Origin of the sequence: uncultured Roseobacter sp., from assembly GCF_947501835.1 — a bacterium.
Taxonomy (GTDB): Bacteria; Pseudomonadota; Alphaproteobacteria; order Rhodobacterales; family Rhodobacteraceae; genus Roseobacter.
This window is the reverse complement of record NZ_CANMXR010000020.1, coordinates 1-20,442: the sequence shown is the minus strand read 5'-3', so window position 1 is coordinate 20,442 and position 20,442 is coordinate 1. Positions and strand designations below refer to the sequence as shown.

Annotated in this window: 19 protein-coding genes; 8 read left to right on the top strand and 11 right to left on the bottom strand. The window is 61.7% G+C overall.

The genetic code is table 11. The features are described 5' to 3' along the window. Nucleotides 1-42: 42 nt before the first annotated feature. Nucleotides 43-1,218 (bottom strand): replication initiation protein, encoded by a 1,176-nt coding sequence (locus tag Q1A20_RS24080; RefSeq protein ID WP_299402388.1) that lies wholly within the window; start codon nt 1,216-1,218, stop codon nt 43-45. A gap of 479 nt (nt 1,219-1,697) precedes the next feature. Here Q1A20_RS24080 and Q1A20_RS24075 point away from each other — a divergent pair, with 479 nt between their 5' ends. Further along, a complete protein-coding gene (locus Q1A20_RS24075; RefSeq protein WP_299402390.1) occupies nt 1,698-3,083 on the top strand; it encodes an AAA family ATPase in 1,386 nt (461 codons plus the stop codon). Beyond that, nucleotides 3,070-4,167 carry a ParB N-terminal domain-containing protein gene (locus Q1A20_RS24070; RefSeq protein WP_299402392.1) on the top strand — a complete coding sequence of 366 codons (1,098 nt, stop codon included), beginning with the start codon at nt 3,070-3,072 and terminating at the stop codon, nt 4,165-4,167. Before Q1A20_RS24075 ends, Q1A20_RS24070 begins: the two co-directional genes overlap by 14 nt. Nucleotides 4,168-4,275: 108 nt before the next feature. Here Q1A20_RS24070 and Q1A20_RS24065 read toward each other — a convergent pair whose 3' ends face one another. Then, nucleotides 4,276-5,493, bottom strand: a complete 1,218-nt coding sequence (locus tag Q1A20_RS24065) for an MFS transporter (protein WP_299919231.1) — start codon at nt 5,491-5,493, stop codon at nt 4,276-4,278. Between the two features lie 621 nt (nt 5,494-6,114). On the opposite strand from Q1A20_RS24065, the gene Q1A20_RS24060 reads away from it, so the two are divergent. The 3 genes from Q1A20_RS24060 to Q1A20_RS24050 all read left to right on the top strand — a co-directional run bounded on the left by Q1A20_RS24060 (nt 6,115) and on the right by Q1A20_RS24050 (nt 11,674). Continuing rightward, on the top strand, nt 6,115-9,741 hold the full coding sequence (locus tag Q1A20_RS24060; RefSeq protein ID WP_299919228.1) for a M10 family metallopeptidase C-terminal domain-containing protein: 3,627 nt from the start codon (nt 6,115-6,117) through the stop codon (nt 9,739-9,741). Nucleotides 9,742-9,843: 102 nt separating this feature from the next. After that, complete coding sequence (locus Q1A20_RS24055; RefSeq protein ID WP_298976752.1) at nt 9,844-10,245, top strand: hypothetical protein; 402 nt, start codon at nt 9,844-9,846, stop codon at nt 10,243-10,245. Nucleotides 10,246-10,396: 151 nt separating this feature from the next. Then, nucleotides 10,397-11,674 (top strand): MFS transporter, encoded by a 1,278-nt coding sequence (locus Q1A20_RS24050; protein WP_299919225.1) that lies wholly within the window; start codon nt 10,397-10,399, stop codon nt 11,672-11,674. Between the two features lie 73 nt (nt 11,675-11,747). Here the strand turns inward: Q1A20_RS24050 and pqqE are convergent, their stop codons facing one another. The 7 genes from pqqE to Q1A20_RS24015 form a co-directional block, all read right to left on the bottom strand. Further along, the gene (pqqE, locus tag Q1A20_RS24045) at nt 11,748-12,854 is read right to left on the bottom strand and encodes a pyrroloquinoline quinone biosynthesis protein PqqE (protein WP_299919224.1); all 1,107 of its coding nucleotides are present in this window, start codon (nt 12,852-12,854) and stop codon (nt 11,748-11,750) included. Then, nucleotides 12,851-13,126 carry a pyrroloquinoline quinone biosynthesis peptide chaperone PqqD gene (gene pqqD / locus Q1A20_RS24040; protein WP_299919221.1) on the bottom strand — a complete coding sequence of 92 codons (276 nt, stop codon included), beginning with the start codon at nt 13,124-13,126 and terminating at the stop codon, nt 12,851-12,853. The genes pqqE and pqqD overlap by 4 nt, the downstream gene beginning before the upstream one ends. A gap of 1 nt (nt 13,127) precedes the next feature. Further along, nucleotides 13,128-13,877 (bottom strand): pyrroloquinoline-quinone synthase PqqC, encoded by a 750-nt coding sequence (pqqC, locus tag Q1A20_RS24035; protein ID WP_299508066.1) that lies wholly within the window; start codon nt 13,875-13,877, stop codon nt 13,128-13,130. Continuing rightward, nucleotides 13,878-14,771 carry a pyrroloquinoline quinone biosynthesis protein PqqB gene (gene pqqB / locus Q1A20_RS24030; RefSeq protein WP_299919218.1) on the bottom strand — a complete coding sequence of 298 codons (894 nt, stop codon included), beginning with the start codon at nt 14,769-14,771 and terminating at the stop codon, nt 13,878-13,880. A 24-nt stretch (nt 14,772-14,795) separates the two neighbouring features. Next, complete coding sequence (gene pqqA / locus Q1A20_RS24025; RefSeq protein ID WP_012177128.1) at nt 14,796-14,894, bottom strand: pyrroloquinoline quinone precursor peptide PqqA; 99 nt, start codon at nt 14,892-14,894, stop codon at nt 14,796-14,798. Nucleotides 14,895-15,000: 106 nt separating this feature from the next. Then, on the bottom strand, nt 15,001-15,681 hold the full coding sequence (locus Q1A20_RS24020) for a response regulator transcription factor (RefSeq protein ID WP_298976743.1): 681 nt from the start codon (nt 15,679-15,681) through the stop codon (nt 15,001-15,003). Between the two features lie 9 nt (nt 15,682-15,690). Next, complete coding sequence (locus Q1A20_RS24015; RefSeq protein ID WP_299402410.1) at nt 15,691-17,292, bottom strand: HAMP domain-containing sensor histidine kinase; 1,602 nt, start codon at nt 17,290-17,292, stop codon at nt 15,691-15,693. Nucleotides 17,293-17,459: 167 nt separating this feature from the next. Between Q1A20_RS24015 and Q1A20_RS24010 the strand changes: the two genes are divergently transcribed. Further along, nucleotides 17,460-17,663: a hypothetical protein gene (locus Q1A20_RS24010; protein ID WP_299402412.1), complete on the top strand. Its 204-nt coding sequence runs from the start codon at nt 17,460-17,462 to the stop codon at nt 17,661-17,663. Between the two features lie 10 nt (nt 17,664-17,673). Here the strand turns inward: Q1A20_RS24010 and Q1A20_RS24005 are convergent, their stop codons facing one another. After that, nucleotides 17,674-18,465, bottom strand: coding sequence for an ABC transporter permease (locus tag Q1A20_RS24005; RefSeq protein WP_299402413.1), 792 nt, complete (start codon nt 18,463-18,465; stop codon nt 17,674-17,676). Further along, nucleotides 18,462-19,181: an ABC transporter ATP-binding protein gene (locus Q1A20_RS24000; RefSeq protein ID WP_299403216.1), complete on the bottom strand. Its 720-nt coding sequence runs from the start codon at nt 19,179-19,181 to the stop codon at nt 18,462-18,464. The genes Q1A20_RS24005 and Q1A20_RS24000 overlap by 4 nt, the downstream gene beginning before the upstream one ends. A gap of 215 nt (nt 19,182-19,396) precedes the next feature. Between Q1A20_RS24000 and Q1A20_RS23995 the strand changes: the two genes are divergently transcribed. Together Q1A20_RS23995 and soxZ are read left to right on the top strand one after the other, a co-directional pair. Then, nucleotides 19,397-19,822, top strand: a complete 426-nt coding sequence (locus Q1A20_RS23995; RefSeq protein ID WP_299402415.1) for a thiosulfate oxidation carrier protein SoxY — start codon at nt 19,397-19,399, stop codon at nt 19,820-19,822. A 13-nt stretch (nt 19,823-19,835) separates the two neighbouring features. Next, nucleotides 19,836-20,165, top strand: a complete 330-nt coding sequence (soxZ, locus tag Q1A20_RS23990; protein WP_299919213.1) for a thiosulfate oxidation carrier complex protein SoxZ — start codon at nt 19,836-19,838, stop codon at nt 20,163-20,165. Nucleotides 20,166-20,442: the final 277 nt, after the last annotated feature.

Genomic DNA, 20,442 nt, shown 5'->3' with positions numbered 1-20,442 from the left:
GTAATAAAACAGTCTCTAACAAGGCAGTTTTCACCCACCGTCTCACAGTTCTTCAAAAGCCCCGGGCATGATTTCCTCCCAGAAAGCAAAGACGGCCTGCGCATTCAGCGCCGACATCCAGCCGTGCCGCTCAAAATCCACCCGGGCCGCCGAGTCCTCGATGCGGGCCAGAAACAGCCGCTTGTCCGCATCCCGCTGTGTCGGCGTCCGGCTGGCCGCCAGATCCCGCACCCGCCCCAACCGCTGCGCCCGCGCGCTGGTGGCCAGTGGCACCGGCTCTTTCGGGGTCTCCGCATAATCGTCCCGCAAGGCTGCCGCCAGATATCGCGCCGGGCTTTTCACCCCGGATTGCGCCGCGACGTAATCCAGCTTCTCGCCCACAAGTGTCTCGCCATGTTCCCCCATCCATTGACGCGCCAGACGGTCGCTGACCCCCATCGCCCGCAACCGGTCATAGACCGGCGCGCGCCGCAGCCCCTCGCCGTCATCCAGGTCAAGGATCGCCAATTGCGGGTTCTGTTTGATCAGAAACCGGATGTCGGTAACCGCCCTGCCCCGCTTGCGCACCTCCGGCGTGATCACGATGTTGCTGGTGCGGTTCACCTCCGCCACGGCCGGTTTGATGATCTTGGCGTTGAGGTGTTTGTAGACCTCGTAATAGGCGCTCTCCTCGACCCCCATCAAGCGCCGGAAGGTTTCCAGCGACCACCACCCGGTGCTGCCCGTGCGGTGAAACCGGTAGCAGTTTTCATAGAGCGCCAGCGCGTGCCCGCTGGTGAACCGGCGCTGGATGTTGAGGTTGATCAGCGCAAACACCTTCGGGTCGGCCAGCTTTTCGGCCAGCGCCGGGGAATAGGCGTATTCGCACACACCGCCCTTGAGCTTGGCATAGCTCAGCAGGCTGGACACGCCCCATTCCTGCTGGCCCACCTCGTCCAGCATGTCCCATTCCGCCACGGTTTCGGCGAGCCCACGCAGCGACGCTTTCAGCGTATCGAAATCATTGGAGTTATACCCCACCATCAGGCAGAGCGTGCGCGCATCCATCTGGAACGAAGCTGCCTGGGTCAGCGTGTCATAGGCGTTCAGCAGCAGCACGTTGCTCAACTTGCGTTGCAGCAGCGTCAGCTTGCCCGACACGTGGATCGCGGCCACATGCTTTTTGACAGCGCCCCGCCGGAGCGACCCCGTCAGTTTTTCCTTTGGAATATCGTCCATCCTGCTCACGCCTTTTGGCCAGACCTCTGAGGGTCCCTGAGCGGTATCTTAGCCTCAAAGGCACCCGAATTCAATCCGGGATCGGATACCTTTTACGCCGCTGAGGCATCCGGCCGGAAGGTGTCGGTTCAACGGCTAAGGAACCCAAATACGGGACAAGAGACGGGCGATCTGCACAATGTCGGTCTCTAACATACGCAATAGGCCCTAAATCCCGAGAATCGGTACCTTTCCGCCTGCGCTGGGGTCCTTGAAATCCCGGATCAGGGTACCTTTGGTCCTGTATGCAGGCGCCCATGATGCTTTAGTTCTTTGATAAATTTAGACTATTCTAAACCAAAGTCTTTAAAGACTCTAAAGATTCTCAAACCCAGCCCGCTGATATTGCCCGTTTTTCCACGACAGGGTTTCACTTTTGCTGTTTCATGTGTGATAGTTTTTGGAAAGTTAGAAAAAAACTATCACATCGGCAGTTCAGCATGACATCTTTTGGAAAAGACCCCCTCCCCCCGTATTTCGGCATCGATCCCAAGCAGGCTGCGGGCCGTCTCGTGGAGCCTATCCATACCGCGCGATTCGCGAAAGCGGCGGCTTTCGCCGCCCGTGGTCGCGATGAGTTGGCCAAGAGCGGACATGCCCCGGACGGCAATAAGCGGTTGCGGCGCTTCTCGACATGGGAGGTCTGTCGTTATCTGATCCCCGTCGCTCCCGCGCATTTTCGCCGGGTTCTGAAAAACGATCCCGTCCTGCCTCAGGGCACCGGTGAGGGAAATTCCAAGTGGTTCTCGCTTGAGGAGGTCATGACGCTCCGCGATCACTTCGCTGAGGAAGGTGCTGCTCACCGGGAGTATCGCCCCTATCGCCCGGAGGGACTGGACGCCAAGGTGATTGCCGTCGCGAACTTCAAGGGCGGCGTCGGCAAGACCTCCACCTGCGCGCATCTGGCCATGAGCGCGGCACTGGATGGTTACCGCGTGCTGGTGATCGATCTCGACAGCCAGGGCTCGATGACGAGCATTATGGGTGGTCAGGTGCAGGATGAATGGCAGACCGCCTTCCCAATCCTCGCGCGCGACTACGCGCAGCACATCGGCGGTGAGAACAAGGTGCGCGCCGCGCGCGGAGAGACCCCGATCCCGCTGGACGAAACCCTCACTGAGGCGCTTGAGGTTTCGCCGCGAAACCTGATCCAGACCACGCATTGGTCCAACATTGATTTGATCGGGGCGCAGCTGAACCTCTACTGGGCTGAGTTTCAGGTGCCGGTCTGGCGGATGCAGAGCCGCGGTTGGCCGCTCTGGGATGCGCTGACCAACGGGTTGGACGACAGTGGCATTCTGCAGGACTACGACCTCGTGCTGCTCGATACACCGCCCGCGCTGGGGTATCTCACGATCAATGCGCTGGCCGCTGCGGATATCCTGATCGTCCCGTTGGGCGCGTCCTTTCTGGAGTTCGATTCCACCGGGCGTTTCTTCGATATGCTCTACTCGACATTCGCCAGCATCGAGGACGGCGAAAACGCGCAGCGCCGCCACGCCGGGCTGCCGGATGTCAAATTCGAATGGGACGCCGTGCGGACGCTGATCACCCGATTTGACGCGGCACAGCAGACGGATCTGGCGAATGTGATCCAAGCCTATTTTGGCGACCTGATGACCACTTTCCGGCAGGATATGACCGCGATGGTCGGGCAGGCCGGTGAGCAGGTCAACGGCATCTATGAGGCCGACTACAGGGATTTCAACCGGGACACATATGTGCGGGGCCGCGAGGCCTTTGACCGTACCTGGGCGGAGGTCAAGGAGCTGATCGTCGGCGCGTGGTGGAAAGATGAGCAGGAGGCAAAACATGGCGAAGCGTAGAAAAGTCAGCGCCCCGAGCGCGGATGATCTCAATCGGATCGAGGAGGAGTTTCGCCGCGAAACCCTTAACCGACCGAACGCAGCCTTAGCCCCAATTTCACAGGTTTCTGCCGAGAGCGCGCGCAGCCATGAAATGGCGGATCCCGAAACCCGGGCAACGCAGGCCCAGAACACAGCGGATGCGGACCGGCTGCGCGAGGCTGAAGGGCAGGGGCGGCTGATCCTGAACATCCCGCTCGAAGACATTCAGGCCGACGCGATGGTGCGCGATCGGACGGTCATCGACCCCGCGGATATGGATGAGCTCAAAGCCTCCATCGCGGCACATGGCTTGCGCCTGCCGGTGGAGGTTTTTGAGCGCTCTGGCGAGGGGCAGGCCTATGGGCTGCTGTCGGGGTATCGCCGCCTCTGGGCGGTGCGCGAACTGGGCGCGCTGACGGGCGATGCCAAGTATAAGACCATCAAGGCGCTGGTCCGTGACCCCGACGCCCTGGGCGGCAGCTTTGCCGCGATGGTGGAGGAAAATGAAATCCGCACCAACCTGTCGCATTACGAACGGGGCCGCATCGCGGTTGTCGCGGCGCAGCAGGGCGCCTTTGCCAGCACCGAAGAGGCGGTGGCCCAGCTCTTTGCCATGGCGAGCAAGGCGAAACGTTCAAAGATACGCTCGTTTTCCGTTATTTTTGAAGAGCTTGGCGATATGCTCGAATTTCCCGAAAACCTCAAGGAACGCGATGGCCTGCGGCTGTCCGCAGCCCTGCGCAACGGTGCGGAGATCAAGCTGCGCGATGCTCTGGCGCTGGCGCAACCGGCTTCAGCGGAGGAGGAATGGGCGTCCATGGAGCCGGTTATCGAGGCCTTTGAGGTCACCGGAAGTGACCCCAAGAAAGGCGGCAGACCCAAGAAAAAGGCCCCCAAGATGGGTTGGGAAGGGCGCGATACGGTGCACCTGTCGAGCGGCGTGACCCTGCAATACGGCAGCGACAGCCAGGGCTATCTGATCCGCCTGAAGGGCAGGGGGGTCGACCGCGCCCTGCTGGAACGGGCGCTGGAGCATTTGCAGTATCTGTTCGATAAGGAGTGAGGGCGCCACCCTGTCGCGTTGGATCGGCCGGGTGGCATAACGTTGATATCCACCGCCGGATATCAGCGTGTGCCCATGCCAATCCCGTCTCCAACAGCGCGAAGCGCTTTAGTCCAAACGCAATTTGAAAATCGCGTAGACCAGCAACCCGAAGCAGCTCAGACCCGCGAGGACAAATGGCGCGCGAATGGCCATGTCACGCCCCAGATCGTCCTGAAGGACCGATACGGCAAACCCCCCGGCGAGCGCGCCAAGCGGCATCGAACCCCATCCGAAGAAGCGGTAGATGCTGTTCACCCGCCCCAGAAGATCGGAAGGGATGCGCCGTTGCCGCCAGGAGACGGTGATCACGTTCCACAGCATCGCTGCGGCCATCACCGCGAAGAGCGAGAGCGCCATGACAAGGCTGCTTGTGCTGATCCCGATCAGGACGTACCCGGCACCCCATGTGGCAACCGACAGGTAGAGGCAGAGCTGTATCCCAAGCGCTTTCGTGATCTGGGGGGCGAGCAGGCTGCCGGTGATCGCCCCCACGGCGGCCACCGAAAGAATGAAGCCATACTCAGCCGCCGAGAGCCCCAGAACCTCTTGCGCAAAGAGCACTTGAACGGTGAGCGTCGCGGTTGCCAGGAAATTGGCCACCCCCAGGACGACGGCGAGGCGCAACAGCAACCGGTCACCGCGCATGAAGGCGATGCCCTGCAGCAGCGCCTCGCGGAAACTCGTCTGGACCCGCAATTGCGGTTGCAGGGTGATGAGCCAGACAAGACCCGCCGCCAGCACCAGCAACGCCACATCGAGCCCAAAGGGGATGCCAATGCCAGCGGCAATCAGAACGCCCGCGAGCGGTGGCCCAATGAATTGGCCTGTCAGCTGTTCGGTGCTCCAGAGTTGCCCATTCGCCGCCTCCAGATCGTCGGGATCGACGATGGAGGGCAGAATTGTCTGGGCCGCATTGTCCCGCAGGACTTCGGCAGAGCCCAGGAGAAAGGCCAGACCGGCCAGAAGCCACACAGCGCCGGGCACCTGGTCGTTCAGCGCCAGCATGAGAATGGTGAATACAATCACAGCGCGCAGAAGGTCCGCTCGTGCGATCAGCTTCCGGTGGTCGGCCCGGTCTATGATCACCCCGGCAGGAATCGCGAAAAACAGCCATGGCAGGCGCCCCGCAGCCGCCACGGCACCAATCGCAAGCGGGTTTTGCGTCATCAAAGTGGCGAGCCAGGGCAGGGCAAGAACGATCAGCCCGTCCCCCAGATTTGTCAGCGCGCCGGCGCTGAACAAGAGGCGGTAGTTCCGGTTTCTGGACAGTAGTGCAGCGGGCATTCGCAATCTCCCATGATGCGCTCAAGCTCAGGGTCCGCAAAGCGGATGGAAACGTCAAGCGTGTCGCGCATCGATACCCCCGAAGAGGCGTCGCCCTTGGCCGGTTTCTGCGGCATCTGAGCCGTCCCGCGGGGTGCCCGGGCGCTGCGATGGGCCGCCCAAGTTCTGCACAGAGGTCCCTGCGACCAAGCCAAATTTCGCCGATAGCTTGACGATTTCTATTTCTGGTTGAATTCAATAGGTAAATCTAAAAAAAAGACGTACGGGCAGAATCTTAGCCATATTAACGCACCACATCTTTTTTGATGAAGGTGTTGAAATATTTCAGTCAGCACTCGTTTTTTTCCGCACTCAAGCAACAAGATGCCAGTTGAAAATTGGCATCATCCAACATGCACAGCCGTGATGATTTGCGGTTGTCCGATAGGGAGTCTCTAACGATGCCATCCACAAAACAAACGACCACCCAAAGGTGGGTTAACGATCAGACGCCAGACCATCCGTTTGGCAAAAACGAGGGTTGCGAGGCCTTCCTCGATGACGTCGGCGCGCGGACCCGCAGCCTGACCCCGACGACTTGAATTTACGCCTCTGGCATCGTTAAGAAAGGATGATCTGAACATGTGCATCATGTGTGAAATGGGGTACGGCCCCGAGCAAGAAACGTCTTTTGGAAAGATCGGGTTTCAAAAGGCTGGATTTCAGGCGAACTTGGATGAAGCGATAGCTCTGCAAGAGACGACGCCTGATCTGGCCGCGCTCGAAGAAGGGAATGACCCGGATTCCGTTGCCTCGGGCGGTTCTACCGGAACCCCGGACGCCGCCAACGGTCCCGAAGCGATGCTTTCGGGCTCAGATGACGGGTCCCTTCCGGCGTCGGGCGACGCGCAAATTGAGACCGACGACGCCAGCGCGCCATGGTGGGTCAACGATCAGACGCCGGACAACCCATTCGGTAAAAGTGAGGATTACGAAGCCTATCTCGACTATCTGGGGGCTCTCCAGCGCGACCTGACGCCAGAGATCGCGGGTGAAACGATGCGGATCAATGTCGAGGAGCTCAACGACCATCCAGATTACAAGGCATCCGTGATCGGCGCCCTGGAGATGTGGGCCTCAGTCGCGCCCTTCCAGTTCGAGGTCGTCGATGATGCGCCATATGATGAGGACACGGACTGGATGCAGATTGTCAGCCCGGAAATTGGTGAGCAGAGCGATGGCAGCGCCTTTTCCAGTAACCGGTACATCAGCGTTGGCCAGCGGTTCCACGACACCGAGCCCAACCTGACGGACATCGGCGGCTATGTGTTCGATACCTTCATCCATGAATTGGGTCATGAGTTCGGTCTGAACCATCCCGGGCTCTACAACTACAGCGGTCCTGGTGGGGTGCAGATCAACTACCTGAACAATGCGACCTGGATCTATGACCGTCAGCAGTACAGCGTCATGTCCTATTTCGATGGGATCGATGTTGGCGAAGACAGCCGCTGGTCGGCCTCGACGCCGCTGATGGGGGATATCGAAGCGGTCATTCGCAACTATTTCTCCACAGTGGACGATGATGGGGAGCGGACCTATCAGACCATCGACCTCAATACCGGTGACGACGTCTACGGGTTCAACAGCGCGAAATATGGGTATGAGCTCACCTCATCGGGCATGCAGCGCGACATCGGGTTCGTGATCCACGATACCGGCGGCACCGATACCGTCGACTTTTCCGGCTCCACCGCGGGCACGATCCTGGATCTGCGCGCCGGGCAGTTTTCCAGCGTCAACGGGCACAACAACAACGTGTCGATCTTTGCCGGGCACAACGCCGATGAGACCGAGTATTACATCGAGAATGGCATCGGCAGCAGCTATGACGACATTCTGATCGGGAATGACGGCGACAATGTGCTGGATGGCCGTGGCGGCGCTGACCGGATGGCGGGGAATGATGGCGATGACACCTATTTCGTCGATTCCATTGACGACATCGTGCACGAGGAAGCGGATGGCGGCAACGATACGGTCATCGTGATGTCCCGAGACATTGACGTCGGCGAAATCGCTAATGTCGAAAACATCATCTACGCCGACGGCACAGCGGACCAGGTAGCGGCGGCGGACCAGCCAGAAGACACTGGCGGTGAAACCGCGTCCAGTCCGGGTGACAACACCCGGACCAGCATCATCTTTGGCGATGACAGCGCTGAAACGCTCGACGGCGGCAGCGGTGACGACACGATCTTTGGTATGGGTGGCGATGACACGCTCATCGGGGGCCGCGACTCGCTCGCCAGCCGCGATGTCAACAACACCATCGACATTGAAGACCTCGAAGACCAGACCGAAAGCGACGATGGCAACGACTCGCTTTATGGCGGGGACGGGAACGACACCCTCCTCGGTGGTCAGGGCGATGATCTTCTCGATGGCGGGGACGGCGACGATATGATGAGCGGTCAGGCCGGTGTCGATGTCTTCCGGGGCGGTGACGGTGTTGACACGGTTGACTACAGCCGCGAGAGCCCGTTCCAGCTGCTTGTCAATCTTGAGACAAATGTCGCCAGCGGTGGCACCGCCTCGGGCGATACCTTCTACGACATCGAGAACCTGATCGGGTCTGATGACCGCATCGACCGGTTCATCGGCACCTCCGCAGCGAACCACTTTATTGGTCAGGGCGGCGGCGATGTGTTCAACGGCCGCGACGGCGATGACATATTGGATGGCGGCAGAGATGGCGACATCCTCTATGGCGAAGGCGGCGATGACACGATCATCGGGGGCGCGGGTCAGGACTATATGGATGGCGGCGAAGGCAATGATACGGTTGTCTACCGGGGCAGCTCCAGCGGTGTGACGGTCGACCTTGTCAATGGCACGGCCACGGGCGGTGACGCAGACGGGCCGGTGCAGATCGTGGGCCGCGGCACGACCATCCGGCACGACATCCTCGTCGATCTCGAAAACGTCGTGGGCTCTTTCCACGATGACCGCCTGATCGGCGATTACCAGATCAACGCGCTTTCGGGCGGGGCAGGGGATGACACGCTGACCGGTGGCGGCGGCGAAGATCTGTTGAACGGCGGGGCCGGCAGTGACACGGCGGATTACTCCGATGCGACCAGCGGGGTCCGGCTCAGCCTGCGCCGCGACACATCCGAGGGTGACACCTATGTCTCGATCGAGAACCTCTCCGGATCGGGCTTTGACGACCGGCTGCAGGGCGATTCTGCCGCCAATGTGCTGACGGGACAGGGCGGCGACGATGTGCTGCGCGGCGGTCGCGGGGATGACACGCTGCTGGGCGATTTCGCCTATCAGGGTGATGCACTGCCAACACCGGGAATGGGCACCGGCTATGCCACGCTGGGAGCGGATGCGACGAATAACTCCATCGCGACGGCCTTCGACATTTCCGACAACTTCTCTCTGGAAGAAGATCCCAACATCTTCGATTCGACGACTGTCCTGCATACGACCGTCAACGCCACCGGAAACGGCCAAGGCGGCTATTACAGCATCGATCTGGCCGCGGGCACCATCCTGTCCATCGATATTGATGGCATTGCCGATCCGAACGTGCATGACAGCTGGGTCCGGCTGCTGGACAGCAATGGCGATGTCGTCACCGAAAACGATGATGGCGGCGGCGATCCCGGCTCAACAAGCAATCGGGATTCAAGCACGGTTTTTGTCGTGGAGGAGACAGGGACCTATTACATCCTGCAGGGCAGCTGGACGGCAGAGTCCGAAGAAGGCGGCTGGACGGAAGTGGTGCCCGAGGGGTCGACCTATACGCTGAACGTCTCGGTGGACTTCCCACCGGCACCTGCAGAACCGGGGGAGGCGGGCTCTGATACGCTGCGCGGTGGCAGAGGCAGCGACCTGCTGGATGGCGGGCAGGAGGCCGATACGCTCATTGGCGGAGAGGGGGAGGATTCCTTCCGGTTCTCGACCGCGCTGGGAGACGGCAACATCGACACCATCGAGGATTTCCAGGTCAGCGAGGATGTGATCCTTCTGGACAATCTCATCTTCGAAGATGTGGGTGACGAGGGCGTGCTTTCGTTCGGTGCGTTCCACGGGAGTGCGACGGGGACCAGCCGTGACAGTGATGACCGCATCATCTATGACACCGGCAACGGGGCGTTGTCCTATGATGCCGATGGCACCGGTGATGGTGAGGCGATCCAGTTTGCGCAGCTGAGCGCCAATCTGGATCTGTCCGCGGACGATTTTGTTGTCATCTGAGGCGACGTGGGTGGGGCGCTGTTCCGGCGCCTCGCCCCGGTCCATGCCATCTGCGCAAGGGCGTGATTACATGAGAACAGCAATGATCAGGGAGATTTTGCAATGAAGTCCGCCATCAATCGCCGGACCCTCTTTGTCGCGGCAGGATCGGCGGTGGTCGCTATGACCGCCGGAGGGGCATCGGCGCAATCAGGAGATATGCGCGGTGCTGTCGAATTCGAAGGAGGCAAGGTCATCCCGAAGGGCCAGATCGAGATTTCTCTGGAGGACCCATCCGTTCAGGAGAAAGGGTATTTCAGCGACATGAAAACGCGCGTCAAAAGCGATGGCGGGTCGGAGAAGATCGCGTTTGCCCTGGCCGTGCCTGCCCGTGCGGTGGCTTCGCCAACCCTGCAGGTTGTGGCGCGACTCGAGCGCGACGACGGCTGGCTGCTTGCCCGCGGCAGTGCAAAGGCCGAGGCGGGCGCGCCCGTTTCCATCACACTCAACACGGCGATGTACTGAAGGTACCGGGGCCAGAGTGTTGCGGCGGCGTCTGCCGGGCATCAAGGGGCTGATGTGAAAGGCCCCGCGCGGGGGCCGCTTTCCTGACGCAGGATATTGGCGTGCGGGCGCGGCTATTGCATTCACCGCCCCGGATGCCAAGACTGCGCATATGCCTGCTGACATTGAATTCTCCTTTCATCAGCTGACCGATGTCGCTCAGCGGCACATCCGGGTCTTCCAGATACATCAGTTCCTGGACCGATTTGCCATGGGCCTGGCCGTGGCGGTTGTGGCCCTGGCCCTGGTTGATCGAGGCATGGATCTCTTTCAGATTTCGCTGCTGTTCGCGGTCTACTCAGCCACAACCATTGCGATGGAATTGCCGTTTGGCGGGCTGGCGGACAACATCGGACGCAAGCCCGTCTTCCTCTCTGCGGTTGTGGCCAGCCTGATCTCGTTCGTCCTGTTTCTGTCGTCGAGCGATTTCAACATTCTGGCGCTGTCGTTTGCCTTTACCGGGTTTGGTCGGGCTTTGCGCTCGGGAACACTGGACGCATGGTTTGTCGAGCGATTCAGGACCGTGGCGCCAGATGTAGATATCCAACCCGCGCTTGCAAAAGCGCAATGGGCCAATGCCATGGGCCTGGCGTTTGGTGCCATTTGCGGGGGTCTCTTGCCCGATGTCTTCGGCGTCGTTGCGATCCGGTTTGGGTTCAGCATTTACGATACCTCATACCTCGCAAGCCTCATCGTGATGTCGGTGGTGTTTTTCTACACCCTGGCTGCCATCACAGAGACGCCGCGTCCGCTGAACCCCGAGGCACTCAGGCAGGGCTTCCTAAAGGTTCCGACCGTGATCAGAGAGGCGGGTCTCCTCGCATGGACAGATCGCACGCTGTCGCGCCTGCTGATGGCGCTGGCGCTCCTCCTGATGGCGACGAACCCGGTCGAAGTGCTGTGGCCGACCCACGTCAAGGCCATGCTGAGCGAAGGTTACGCCAACACGGCGATTGGCGCGCTGACGGCGACCTATTTTTTCTCGATGGCGTTTGGCGCGGCCTTGTCGCCCCGGATCAATCGGATGTTCAGACGTCGACATGCCGTCACGCTCTCGCTGGCCCTCGCGTGTCTTGCGGCCCTGCAGATCGCAATGGCGCTTCAGGGCAGCATCCTGGGTTTCGTTGGTGTCTTCATCCTCTATTCTGTCATCTTCGGTGTGATCGAAACACCGGCCAGCAGTATTCTACATTCCTGTGTCGAAAATCATCAGAGATCTACTTTGTTGTCGCTACGCTCACTCGTGCAGCAGTTCGGGGCTGCCCTTGGTCTGATGTTGGTTGGGGGCCTCGCGGAGGGCTATTCGCTGCCCATCGCATGGGTCGGCGCGACCGCCTTTATTGTCATCGCCGCGCTTTTGGCGGGCGGATTGGCACGCAGGGCAAAGTGAGATCGGGAGCCGCCGGTTGAGCAATCCGTGACATCGCGCCCTCAGCATCAGGCACGCGCCGGACACGGCGGATCTATTCCGCGGGTTCTGCCTGTTTGCCGGGCATTTCGCGATAGATCAGGGGGGCGTCACCTTGGGCGGCGTGGGTGTCGGCCAGGGTCTGGAGCGCGCCGTGGTGCGGAGATTTGATGCAGACGGGGTCCGTGGCCGCCGCATCGCCCACAATCGCCATGGCCTGACAGCGGCAACCGCCGAAATCCACCGTTTTGCGCTCGCAGCTCTGGCAGGGCTCCGCCATCCAGTCGGTGCCGCGGTAGGCGTTGAAGGCCGCGCCCTGGTACCAGATGTCGCTGAGCGACCTGTCCTGCACCCGCTCAAAGCTCAGATGCGGGATCGATTGCGCCGCGTGACAGGGCAGCACGGTGCCGTCGGGGATCACATTGAGGCCGGAGGTGCCCCAGCCGCCCATACAGCGCTTGGGGTAGTCCTCGTGGTAGTCTGCGGGCACATAGTCGATCACCAGCCGCCCTTTGAGCCTTGTACGGGCCTCTGTGACGATCTGAGTGGCCTCGCGGGCCTGTGCGCGGGTGGGCATCAGCGCATCACGGTTTTTCAGCGCCCAGCCGTGGAACTGCACGGTGGCGACCTCAATCCGGCGGGCGCCCATTTCTTGCGCCATTTCCAGCGCGCGGGGCAGCTGGTGCAGATTGCGCCGGTGCAGAACCGCGTTGAGCGTCAGCGGGAAGCCGATTTGGCCGATCCACCCGGCCACCTGCATCTTGCGTTTGAAGCCGCCCTTATAGCCGCCAATCTCATCGGCCATTTCCGGGTTGGTGCCCTGCAGCGACAGCTGCACGTGATCGAGGCCCGCCGCATCCAATGCGGCCAGTCGTTTTTCGGTCAGCCCGATGCCAGAGGTGATGAGGTTGGTATAAAGCCCTGCATCGCGCGCCGCCGTGACTAGATCGGTGAGGTCGCGGCGCGAGGCGGGTTCACCGCCGGAGAGGTGCAGTTGCAGAACACCCAGATCGGCGGCTTCGCGAAACACCCGCGCCCAGGTGTCGGTGTCCAGTTCCGCCTCCTGACGGGTCATTTCCACCGGGTTGGAGCAATAGGGGCAGGACAGCGGGCAGCGGTAGGTCAGTTCCGCCAGCATCGCGATGGGGGGCGGGACGGTCACGGGGCGACGTCCAGAAACCGGCGATTGCGCAGCGCGTCGAGAAAACCGGCACTGTCCTTGACGATCTGGTCGATGGGCGCGTTGTAGCGTTCCGCGAGGGTGCCGGTGATCTCGCCAAAGCTGCGGGTGCCGTCGACTTCCGTCAGGATCGCATGGCCGACCGGATCGAGGGTGATCGCCCGTTCAGGGGCCAGCAGCACCCAGGTGTCGCGTACTTTGTCGTGGTGCAGGCGCACGCCGCGGGGCAGGGCGGGGATGTCGGTGGCCAGCATGTCAGGACGCCTTTTGCAGCAACAGGCCCTCGTCCGGGGTCCAGGCGCCGGGCGGGATGCGGGCAGGATCGACATAGGCGCCCCAGAGCGCATCGAGCTGCGACCAGAGCACATCTGTTTTGAAGATCAGCGCTTGCGCGGCGGCCTCCTGTTTCTCGGCGGTATCGGCGTGGTCGAGGACCCAGGCGAGACCGAAGGCCACATCCTTGGGCGCTTCTTTCAAACGGTTCTTGAAATAGCTGAGCGAGCTATCATCGGCGAAGTCGTAGTTCTGCAACAGCCCCTGAATGCGATTGGCGTGGATCTTGGGCGCAAAGAGTTCCGTGAGCGAGGCGGCGACCGCCTCCAGCAGAGACTTTTCGCGCACAAAGCGGACATAGGCATCCACCGCGAATTTGGTCGCGGGCAGCACGCCGCGGCAACTGGAGACGTAATCGGGATCGAGCCCCACGGCTTCGGCCAGCCGCAGCCAGCGGCGGATGCCGCCTTCGTTGTCGTCGGTGCCGTCGTGGTCCTCGATCCGGGACCGCCAGGCGCGGCGCAGCGCAGGGTCCTCGACGCGGGACATGAAGGCGGCGTCCTTCATCGGGATCGAATGCTGGTAGTAATACCGGTTGATCACCCAGGCGCGTACCTGATTGGGTGTGCAGCCGCCACCATGCAGCAGGTCGTGGAACGGGTGCAGATCGTGGTAGCGTTCGGCGCCGATCTGGCGCAGGCGTGCTTCAAATGCGTCGCGGCTTTGGGTCATTTACGTGATCTCCATTCCGTCCTGTCCGATGATCCATCCGGCGGCTTCGGCTTGCGCCTTTTCAGCCGAGTCCGGGCGCAGCACCGGGTTGGTGTTGTTCATGTGCACATAGACCTTCCGGGCGATGTCCAGCCCGTCGAAAGCGGCCAGAGAGCCGTCCGGCCCGCTCATGGACATATGCCCCATGCGTTTGCCGGTCTTTTGCCCCAGACCGGCCTGTACCATTTCGTCATCCTGCCACAGGGTGCCGTCGAAAAACAGCAGATCCGCGCGGGCCAGCCGCGCGCGCAGATCATCGTTGAGCAGCGCACAGCCGGGGATGTAAAAGGCGGTTTTGCCCGTGGTCTCCAGCTTCACGCCGACAGTCTGATCGCCGATCAGATCGGTCTGCACCTGCTCCCCCTCCAGATAGAGCGGTACCTTGCCGGGCACGGCAAAGAGCGTGGCCATCAGATCGGGCGCGAGCTCAAAGGGTGTGTCGAGTGCGATGGTCTCGCGGGCCACCACGGCGCTGTTGAGCGCATCGAACATCGGGTTCTGGGCCAACACCTCGTGGATGCCGGCGGTGGCAAAAAGCGTGAAGGGCTGCATTTCGCGCAAAGTGAGCAGCCCCGCAACATGGTCGATATCACCATTGGTCACCAGCACCGACGCAAGCGGAAGTTGCCGCAATCCTGTGGGGTGGAGAGACCGGGATTGCGACAACTGGTGCCGTATATCAGGAGACGCGTTCAGAATGGCCCATGCGGAACCATTGGCCGTAACAGCCAGGGAGGATTGGGTCTGTGATGGTATCGCGCCGGAGCGCGCCAGATTGCAGTTGTTACAGCCGCAATTCCACTGAGGCAGTCCACCACCGGCGGCGGCCCCAAGGATTTGCGCGCGGAATGACATATAGGCCGCCCGCGCGCAAATTGATCAGAACAGGACTTCGCGCTCTTCGTCGCTGTCCGGTCCGTACATGTTGATTTCCATGCCGCACTCGATTTCGCGGATGATTGGTTTGGTCCAAGCCATGGTCGTCTCCTCCAAAAATGCGTAGTAAACTACAGCGCTAGGGTGGCAGAGCTTGGCGTGATGAGCGACTCTTAATTTATAAGAAATCATAAGACTTTGGTCTATATCACGCGTCATCCACGGCGGGCATCAGACCGGTCAGACAAAACCCCTGATTGCGCAACGTCTTGATTTCCATGCCGAAATCGGAGGTCGCGAGCTTTTTGCGCAGATATCCGATGTAGACATCGACCACATTTTCGTTACCGGCCCCGTCGCTGGACCAGAGGGTCTCGTAGATCTCGATGCGCGGCACAGGCGCGTCCAGATGGCGCATCAGCAGTTCCAGCAGGGCGCATTCACGTTCGGTCAGGGCGACGCTGTCTGTTGCGTTCTGCAGGGTGCGCGCGGTGCGGGACAGGCGGGCAGGCTGCGGGCGCTGCGCGCTGGCGCGATGCTCTTGTACCCGCAGGCGGGCCACCAGTTCATCGAAGCTGAAGGGTTTGACCACGTAGTCATCCGCCCCGGCCTCAAGCCCGGCGGTGCGGTGTTCGACCTCCGAGAGGGCGGAGAGCATCAGGATCGGCAGGGTGGCCCCGGCGGCGCGGGCCGTGCGCACCAGATCGATGCCGCTGTCGGCCCCCAGCATGACATCGACAATCGCGCCCACATGGGTGCCGGTCTGCAACCGTTCCAGCGCCCGGTCGGCGCGGTTTTCCGTTTCGGTTTCATAGCCGTGCAGCGCCAGACCGCGGGCCAGGGCCGAGGTGATCTCGGGATCGTCGTCGATGATGAGAAGTTTGCTCATGGGCGCAGGTTATGCCGTCCCGCGCGGAAGGCGAACCGAGATTTTGGTCCCGGGTGCGGTGCCGATGGCCGCGTCGTGGGGCAGGGGGCTGATCAGGTCGATCTCGCCTTGCTGCGCCTCGACCACCCATTGGGCCAGCGCCAGACCCACGCCAAACCCCTGATTGGCGGTGGCGGAGGTGCCCTGTACGAAACGATCAAAGATTTTCGTCTGATCCTGCGGCGCGATGCCGGGGCCGTTGTCCGTGACGCTGACACCGGCTTGGGTGTCCGCCACCACCGGCGCGATCCGCAGGTGCTTGCCTGCGCGGGCGTGGCGGATGGTGTTGCGGATCAGGCTGACGATCACCTGCCGCACCCAGTTGGGATCGCAGTGCAGCGGGATGTTCGGCATCTCCGCGATCTCCATCTCCATGCCCGCGTTGTCGATTTCCGCTTGAATCTCGCTCTGCACCGCGTGCATGAGATCCGGCAGCGCGACGGTTTGCGGATCCAACGCCAGCTCGCCTGTGTCGGAGCGCGCCAGCCGCAGCAGATCGTCGATCCGGCGGTTCAGCCGTTCCGCCCGGGCCTCGATGGTGGCAAAGGCCGCACTTGTCTCGGGGTCGCCCTCTTTCCTGCCGATCTGTGCTTCCATCAGGATCACGGTCAGGGGGGTGCGCAATTCGTGGCTGATGTCGGCGAAGAACCGGCGGCGTTTGTCGTCGATTTCGGCCAGCGCGGCATTGGCCGTGCGCAGCTCTTCGGTGCGCTGTGCGATGGTGTTGTTGAGGCGGCCCCATTCCATCCGGACCTCTTTCTGCCGGGCCAGCAGGGCGGCGGCCATGCGGTTGGTTTCGGCAGAAAGCCGGCCGATCTCATCCGCCCGCGTGACCGGCAGGCTGACGGAAAAATCCCCCTCGCCGATCTGATGCGCCGCGCGGTGCAGATCATCCAGCCGCCGGAATTGCGGGCGGATCAGGCCGAAATAAAAGGCAGTGACCGCCAGCAGGGTCGCCGCCGCGATGCTCAGCGCGATCAGTGTCAGCCGTTGGCGCAGGGTGTCGATGCCAGAGAGGATGTTGTTGCGAAACAGCACTTCGGTGTTCACCGCCTGGCTGAGCAACTGATCGAAACTGGAGGCAAACCGGTCGAGGTAGGCGCGCAGGCGTTCGGGGTCTTCGATGTCGGAGATCAGGCCCTGCTCGGTGTCCTCCAGCATGGCCTGCATCCGCGCAACGCCCAGCGATTGGGTGCCGTAGCGGGATTGCTCGTCCAGACCCAGCGCCTGCGCGGCATTGACCGCCTCGGCCACATCCTTGTGCAACTGCACAAACGTGCGGCGCATCTGGTCGGTGACGGGGGCAATGCGGTCCGCGCGGACATCTCGCGGCTGGCCGATCTGCACGGCTTCGGTCGCGACCACCAGAAAGGTGGAGGCTTGAGTGGACAGGCTGGAATAGCGCGCCATGCGGGTCTCGGAGGCCAGGGCGGTGTCGAGCCGTCGCGCAACCTCGTTGAGCCCGAAGGAGAGAATGAGCGCTGTCAAAACCGTGCCTGCGCCCAAAAGCGCCGCGCCCACGGCAAGCCGCAGCTTCAGGGACAACGCGGGTTTTGGGGCGGCAGCCGTCATTCGCCCATGACCGCAAAAAGAGGCAAATTTGCCGAAAATTGCCGGAATTTCCTGCTTTTAGGGCTCAAAATAGTGCCAGAAGGGAAAGTTAAGAAGAAATTTACCGACTTTAGTATATGTCCAGCGCGTGCGTACGAGCAGAAATAAAAAACAGGAAACCCTGACCCATGATCGAACTTTTGTTTGTCGCGTGCCTGTCTACGGCACCGGATGAATGTCGCGAGCGCAGCCTTGTCTTTACGGATGTCTCGCCGATGCAATGCCTGATGGGCGCGCAGCCCGAACTGGCCAAATGGACGGCGAGCCACCCCAATCAGAAGATCAAGAGCTGGCGCTGCCGCACCGTGTCTTTCGCGGAGCGGGATACCTAGGGCCACGCGCTCACCCCTTGCGCTTCATCAGCCCGCGCGCGGGATCATAGCCCCAGACGGCCAGCAGACTTAAGGCAAGCGTGCTCAGCACGACCCAGGCGAGGGCGTGAAAGTTGAGCTGCAGGTAAAGCAGGAAGCGGATCAGCTCCACCACATGGGTGAAGGGGTTGAAGGCGCAGATGTCGCGCAGGAGCGGCGAGCTTTCCGCCATTTTCCACAAGGGATAAAGCGCGGAAGACAGGAAAAACATCGGGAAGATGACGAAGTTCATCACGCCCGCGAAGTTTTCCAGCTGCGAGATGAAGCTCGACAGGACCAGCCCGAGCGCGCCCAACATCAGCCCCCCGAGGATCAGCCCCGGCAGTACCGCGATATAGCCCAGGGCGGGCAGCGTGATCCCGAACAGGGCGGCGATGGCGAGAAACGCGTAGACCTGCAGGATCGAGATTGCGGTCGATCCAAAGAGCCTGCAAAAGAGCAGCCACCAGCGCGGGTAGGGGCTGGTGAGCAGGAGCCGCATCGAACCCATCTCGCGGTCATAGACCAGGCTGAGCGAGCTTTGCATGCCGTTGAAGAGCAGCACCATCGCGCAGAGACCGGGCACGATGTAGGTCTCGTAGGTGATATAGGTCTGGTAGGGCGGGATGATCGACAGACCCAGGGCCGCCCGGAAGCCCGCCGCAAAGATCAACAGCCAGACGAGGGGCCGCACAAGGGCCGCGATAAAGCGTTCGCGCTGGTGGATGAAGCGTAGAAATTCGCGCCCGACGATGGCGCGGGTGACGCCCCAGAACCCGCTCATGCGGGGGCTCCGGTGCGGGTCAGAAACCAATCCGACAGTGTTTGCGCGCCACGGATGTCGCCGGTGACGCCTGCGTCGATGATCTGCCCGCGGTGCAGGACCAGCAGCGCGTCATCATCGCGCACCTCGTCCGTCAGATGCGTCGTCCAGAGCACACAAAGCCCCTGTTGGGCAAGGTCATGCACATGCTCGGTGATCGCTGCTCGGGCGGCGGCATCGAGCCCGACCGTGGGTTCGTCCAGCAACAGCACCGATGGCGCGTGCAGCAGCGCGCGCGCCAGTTCCATCCGGCGGCGGTGCCCGCCATTCAGGGCACGGGCCTTCTCATCCCCCCGGGCGCGCATGTCCAGACGGTCAAGCGCTGCGTCGATCCGGCCCGGCATTTCGCTACGGGGCAGGCCGTGCAGCGCGCCGAAATAGCTCAGGTTCTGCCGCACCGTCAGGTTCAGGTCGAGCGTCGGCTGCTGAAACACCACCCCCAGTTCGGCCAACGCCTTGCGCGGGGCCGTGCGCAGATCGTGACCGGCCACATGAATGTCCCCCGTCGGCGCCACCAGCAAGCGGGTGAGCAGCGACACCAGGGTCGACTTGCCCGCGCCGTTGGGGCCCAGCAGTGCACAAAATTGACCCTGCGGTACGGCGAGCGAGACACGATCCAGCGCTTTCTTGGGGCCATAGTCGAAGCTGAGATCGGTGACGCGCAGCCCCCCGGTCATTGCCGCCATCCCGTCTGGATATTCCCGGTCACGCCTGCTCCCCAAAACGCTGAAATCCTGGATCACAGCTTGCCCCGAAAGCCATGGCGCGACAAGCGGCGCGACATAGCCTTTGGTCTTAGATGCATAAATCGCGCCGGGCCATCACAAACATGTCATTGCGGGATTTTGGGACGATCGCGTAACTTTGCCACGTTCCGTTCGGAGGTACGACCATGCCGGTCACACGACGCGAGACATTGGTTTCGGGATCCGCCGCCCTGCTGGCGCTTGGGTTTCCGGGCGATCTGGTGGCGCAGGAGATCACGGCGGAAGAGGCCATCGCGGCTTTTGCGCAAGGGGCACAGATCACACCCGGCGGGGTGATCCTGACGCTCGATGCGGTGGCGGAAGACGGCTACAAGGTGCCGGTCGAGGTCGCAGCAGAGGGCGCGCGTGCCCTGATGATCATCGCCCCGGAAAACCCCGTACCGCCGGTTGCGATGATCCGTTTTGGGCCGATGGCGGTGGAACAGCAGTTTTCCACCCGCATCCGTCTGGCCCGCACGCAAGAGGTCATGGCGCTGGCGCGGATGCCGGATGGGACAGTGCTGAGTGCCGCGCAGCTTGTCGATGTTGTCGTCGGCGGCTGTGGTGCCTGAGGAGGGTTAATCGATGGCAACCGGTGTGAAATCCCGCGTCAAACTGCCCAAGACGGTCAGAGCAGGGGAGGTCATCACGATCAAGACGCTGATCACCCACCGCATGGAAAGCGGGCAGCGTTTCGATGAGGCCGGTCAGACGATCCCGCGGTCGATCATTCACCGGTTCACCTGCGATTTCGACGGGGAAACGGTTGTCGATGCTACGCTGCATCCGGGCATTGCCACCAACCCGTTTTTCGAATTCAAGGCGCGCGTGCCCCGCTCGGGGGTTTTCAGTTTCGCATGGTACGATGATGACGGGGCCATCTATACAGCGCAAAAAAGCATCGCCGTGACGTGATCCAAGACCTGCGACGCAGACGAAAGTGGTGCTGTGACGCGGATGGATTTTGCGTGATACTGCGGCCTATGTGGCGGGGGAATTTTCGTGCATTCTGGTGCGGGGCAGTGGTTGCGAGCCTGGTGGCATCGGCGACCGCGGCTGCAGACGCGACCTGTTCAGAACCGATTTCCACCCCCGGAGATGCCGCCTATGGGGCCTATCTCTCCAATGAATGTTTGACGTGCCACCGGGCGGATGGCAGCGCTGAGGGTATTCCCTCGATCACGCGCTGGCC

Coding starts and splice junctions, on each gene's coding strand:
- Q1A20_RS24080 (WP_299402388.1), bottom strand. CDS start 1,218: ATGGACGATATTCCAAAGGAAAAACTGACGGGGTCGCTCCGGCGGGGC.
- Q1A20_RS24075 (WP_299402390.1), top strand. CDS start 1,698: ATGACATCTTTTGGAAAAGACCCCCTCCCCCCGTATTTCGGCATCGAT.
- Q1A20_RS24070 (WP_299402392.1), top strand. CDS start 3,070: ATGGCGAAGCGTAGAAAAGTCAGCGCCCCGAGCGCGGATGATCTCAAT.
- Q1A20_RS24065 (WP_299919231.1), bottom strand. CDS start 5,493: ATGCCCGCTGCACTACTGTCCAGAAACCGGAACTACCGCCTCTTGTTC.
- Q1A20_RS24060 (WP_299919228.1), top strand. CDS start 6,115: ATGTGCATCATGTGTGAAATGGGGTACGGCCCCGAGCAAGAAACGTCT.
- Q1A20_RS24055 (WP_298976752.1), top strand. CDS start 9,844: ATGAAGTCCGCCATCAATCGCCGGACCCTCTTTGTCGCGGCAGGATCG.
- Q1A20_RS24050 (WP_299919225.1), top strand. CDS start 10,397: ATGCCTGCTGACATTGAATTCTCCTTTCATCAGCTGACCGATGTCGCT.
- pqqD (WP_299919221.1), bottom strand. CDS start 13,126: ATGCTGGCCACCGACATCCCCGCCCTGCCCCGCGGCGTGCGCCTGCAC.
- pqqC (WP_299508066.1), bottom strand. CDS start 13,877: ATGACCCAAAGCCGCGACGCATTTGAAGCACGCCTGCGCCAGATCGGC.
- pqqB (WP_299919218.1), bottom strand. CDS start 14,771: ATGTCATTCCGCGCGCAAATCCTTGGGGCCGCCGCCGGTGGTGGACTG.
- pqqA (WP_012177128.1), bottom strand. CDS start 14,894: ATGGCTTGGACCAAACCAATCATCCGCGAAATCGAGTGCGGCATGGAA.
- Q1A20_RS24020 (WP_298976743.1), bottom strand. CDS start 15,681: ATGAGCAAACTTCTCATCATCGACGACGATCCCGAGATCACCTCGGCC.
- Q1A20_RS24015 (WP_299402410.1), bottom strand. CDS start 17,292: ATGACGGCTGCCGCCCCAAAACCCGCGTTGTCCCTGAAGCTGCGGCTT.
- Q1A20_RS24010 (WP_299402412.1), top strand. CDS start 17,460: ATGATCGAACTTTTGTTTGTCGCGTGCCTGTCTACGGCACCGGATGAA.
- Q1A20_RS24005 (WP_299402413.1), bottom strand. CDS start 18,465: ATGAGCGGGTTCTGGGGCGTCACCCGCGCCATCGTCGGGCGCGAATTT.
- Q1A20_RS24000 (WP_299403216.1), bottom strand. CDS start 19,181: ATGACCGGGGGGCTGCGCGTCACCGATCTCAGCTTCGACTATGGCCCC.
- Q1A20_RS23995 (WP_299402415.1), top strand. CDS start 19,397: ATGCCGGTCACACGACGCGAGACATTGGTTTCGGGATCCGCCGCCCTG.
- soxZ (WP_299919213.1), top strand. CDS start 19,836: ATGGCAACCGGTGTGAAATCCCGCGTCAAACTGCCCAAGACGGTCAGA.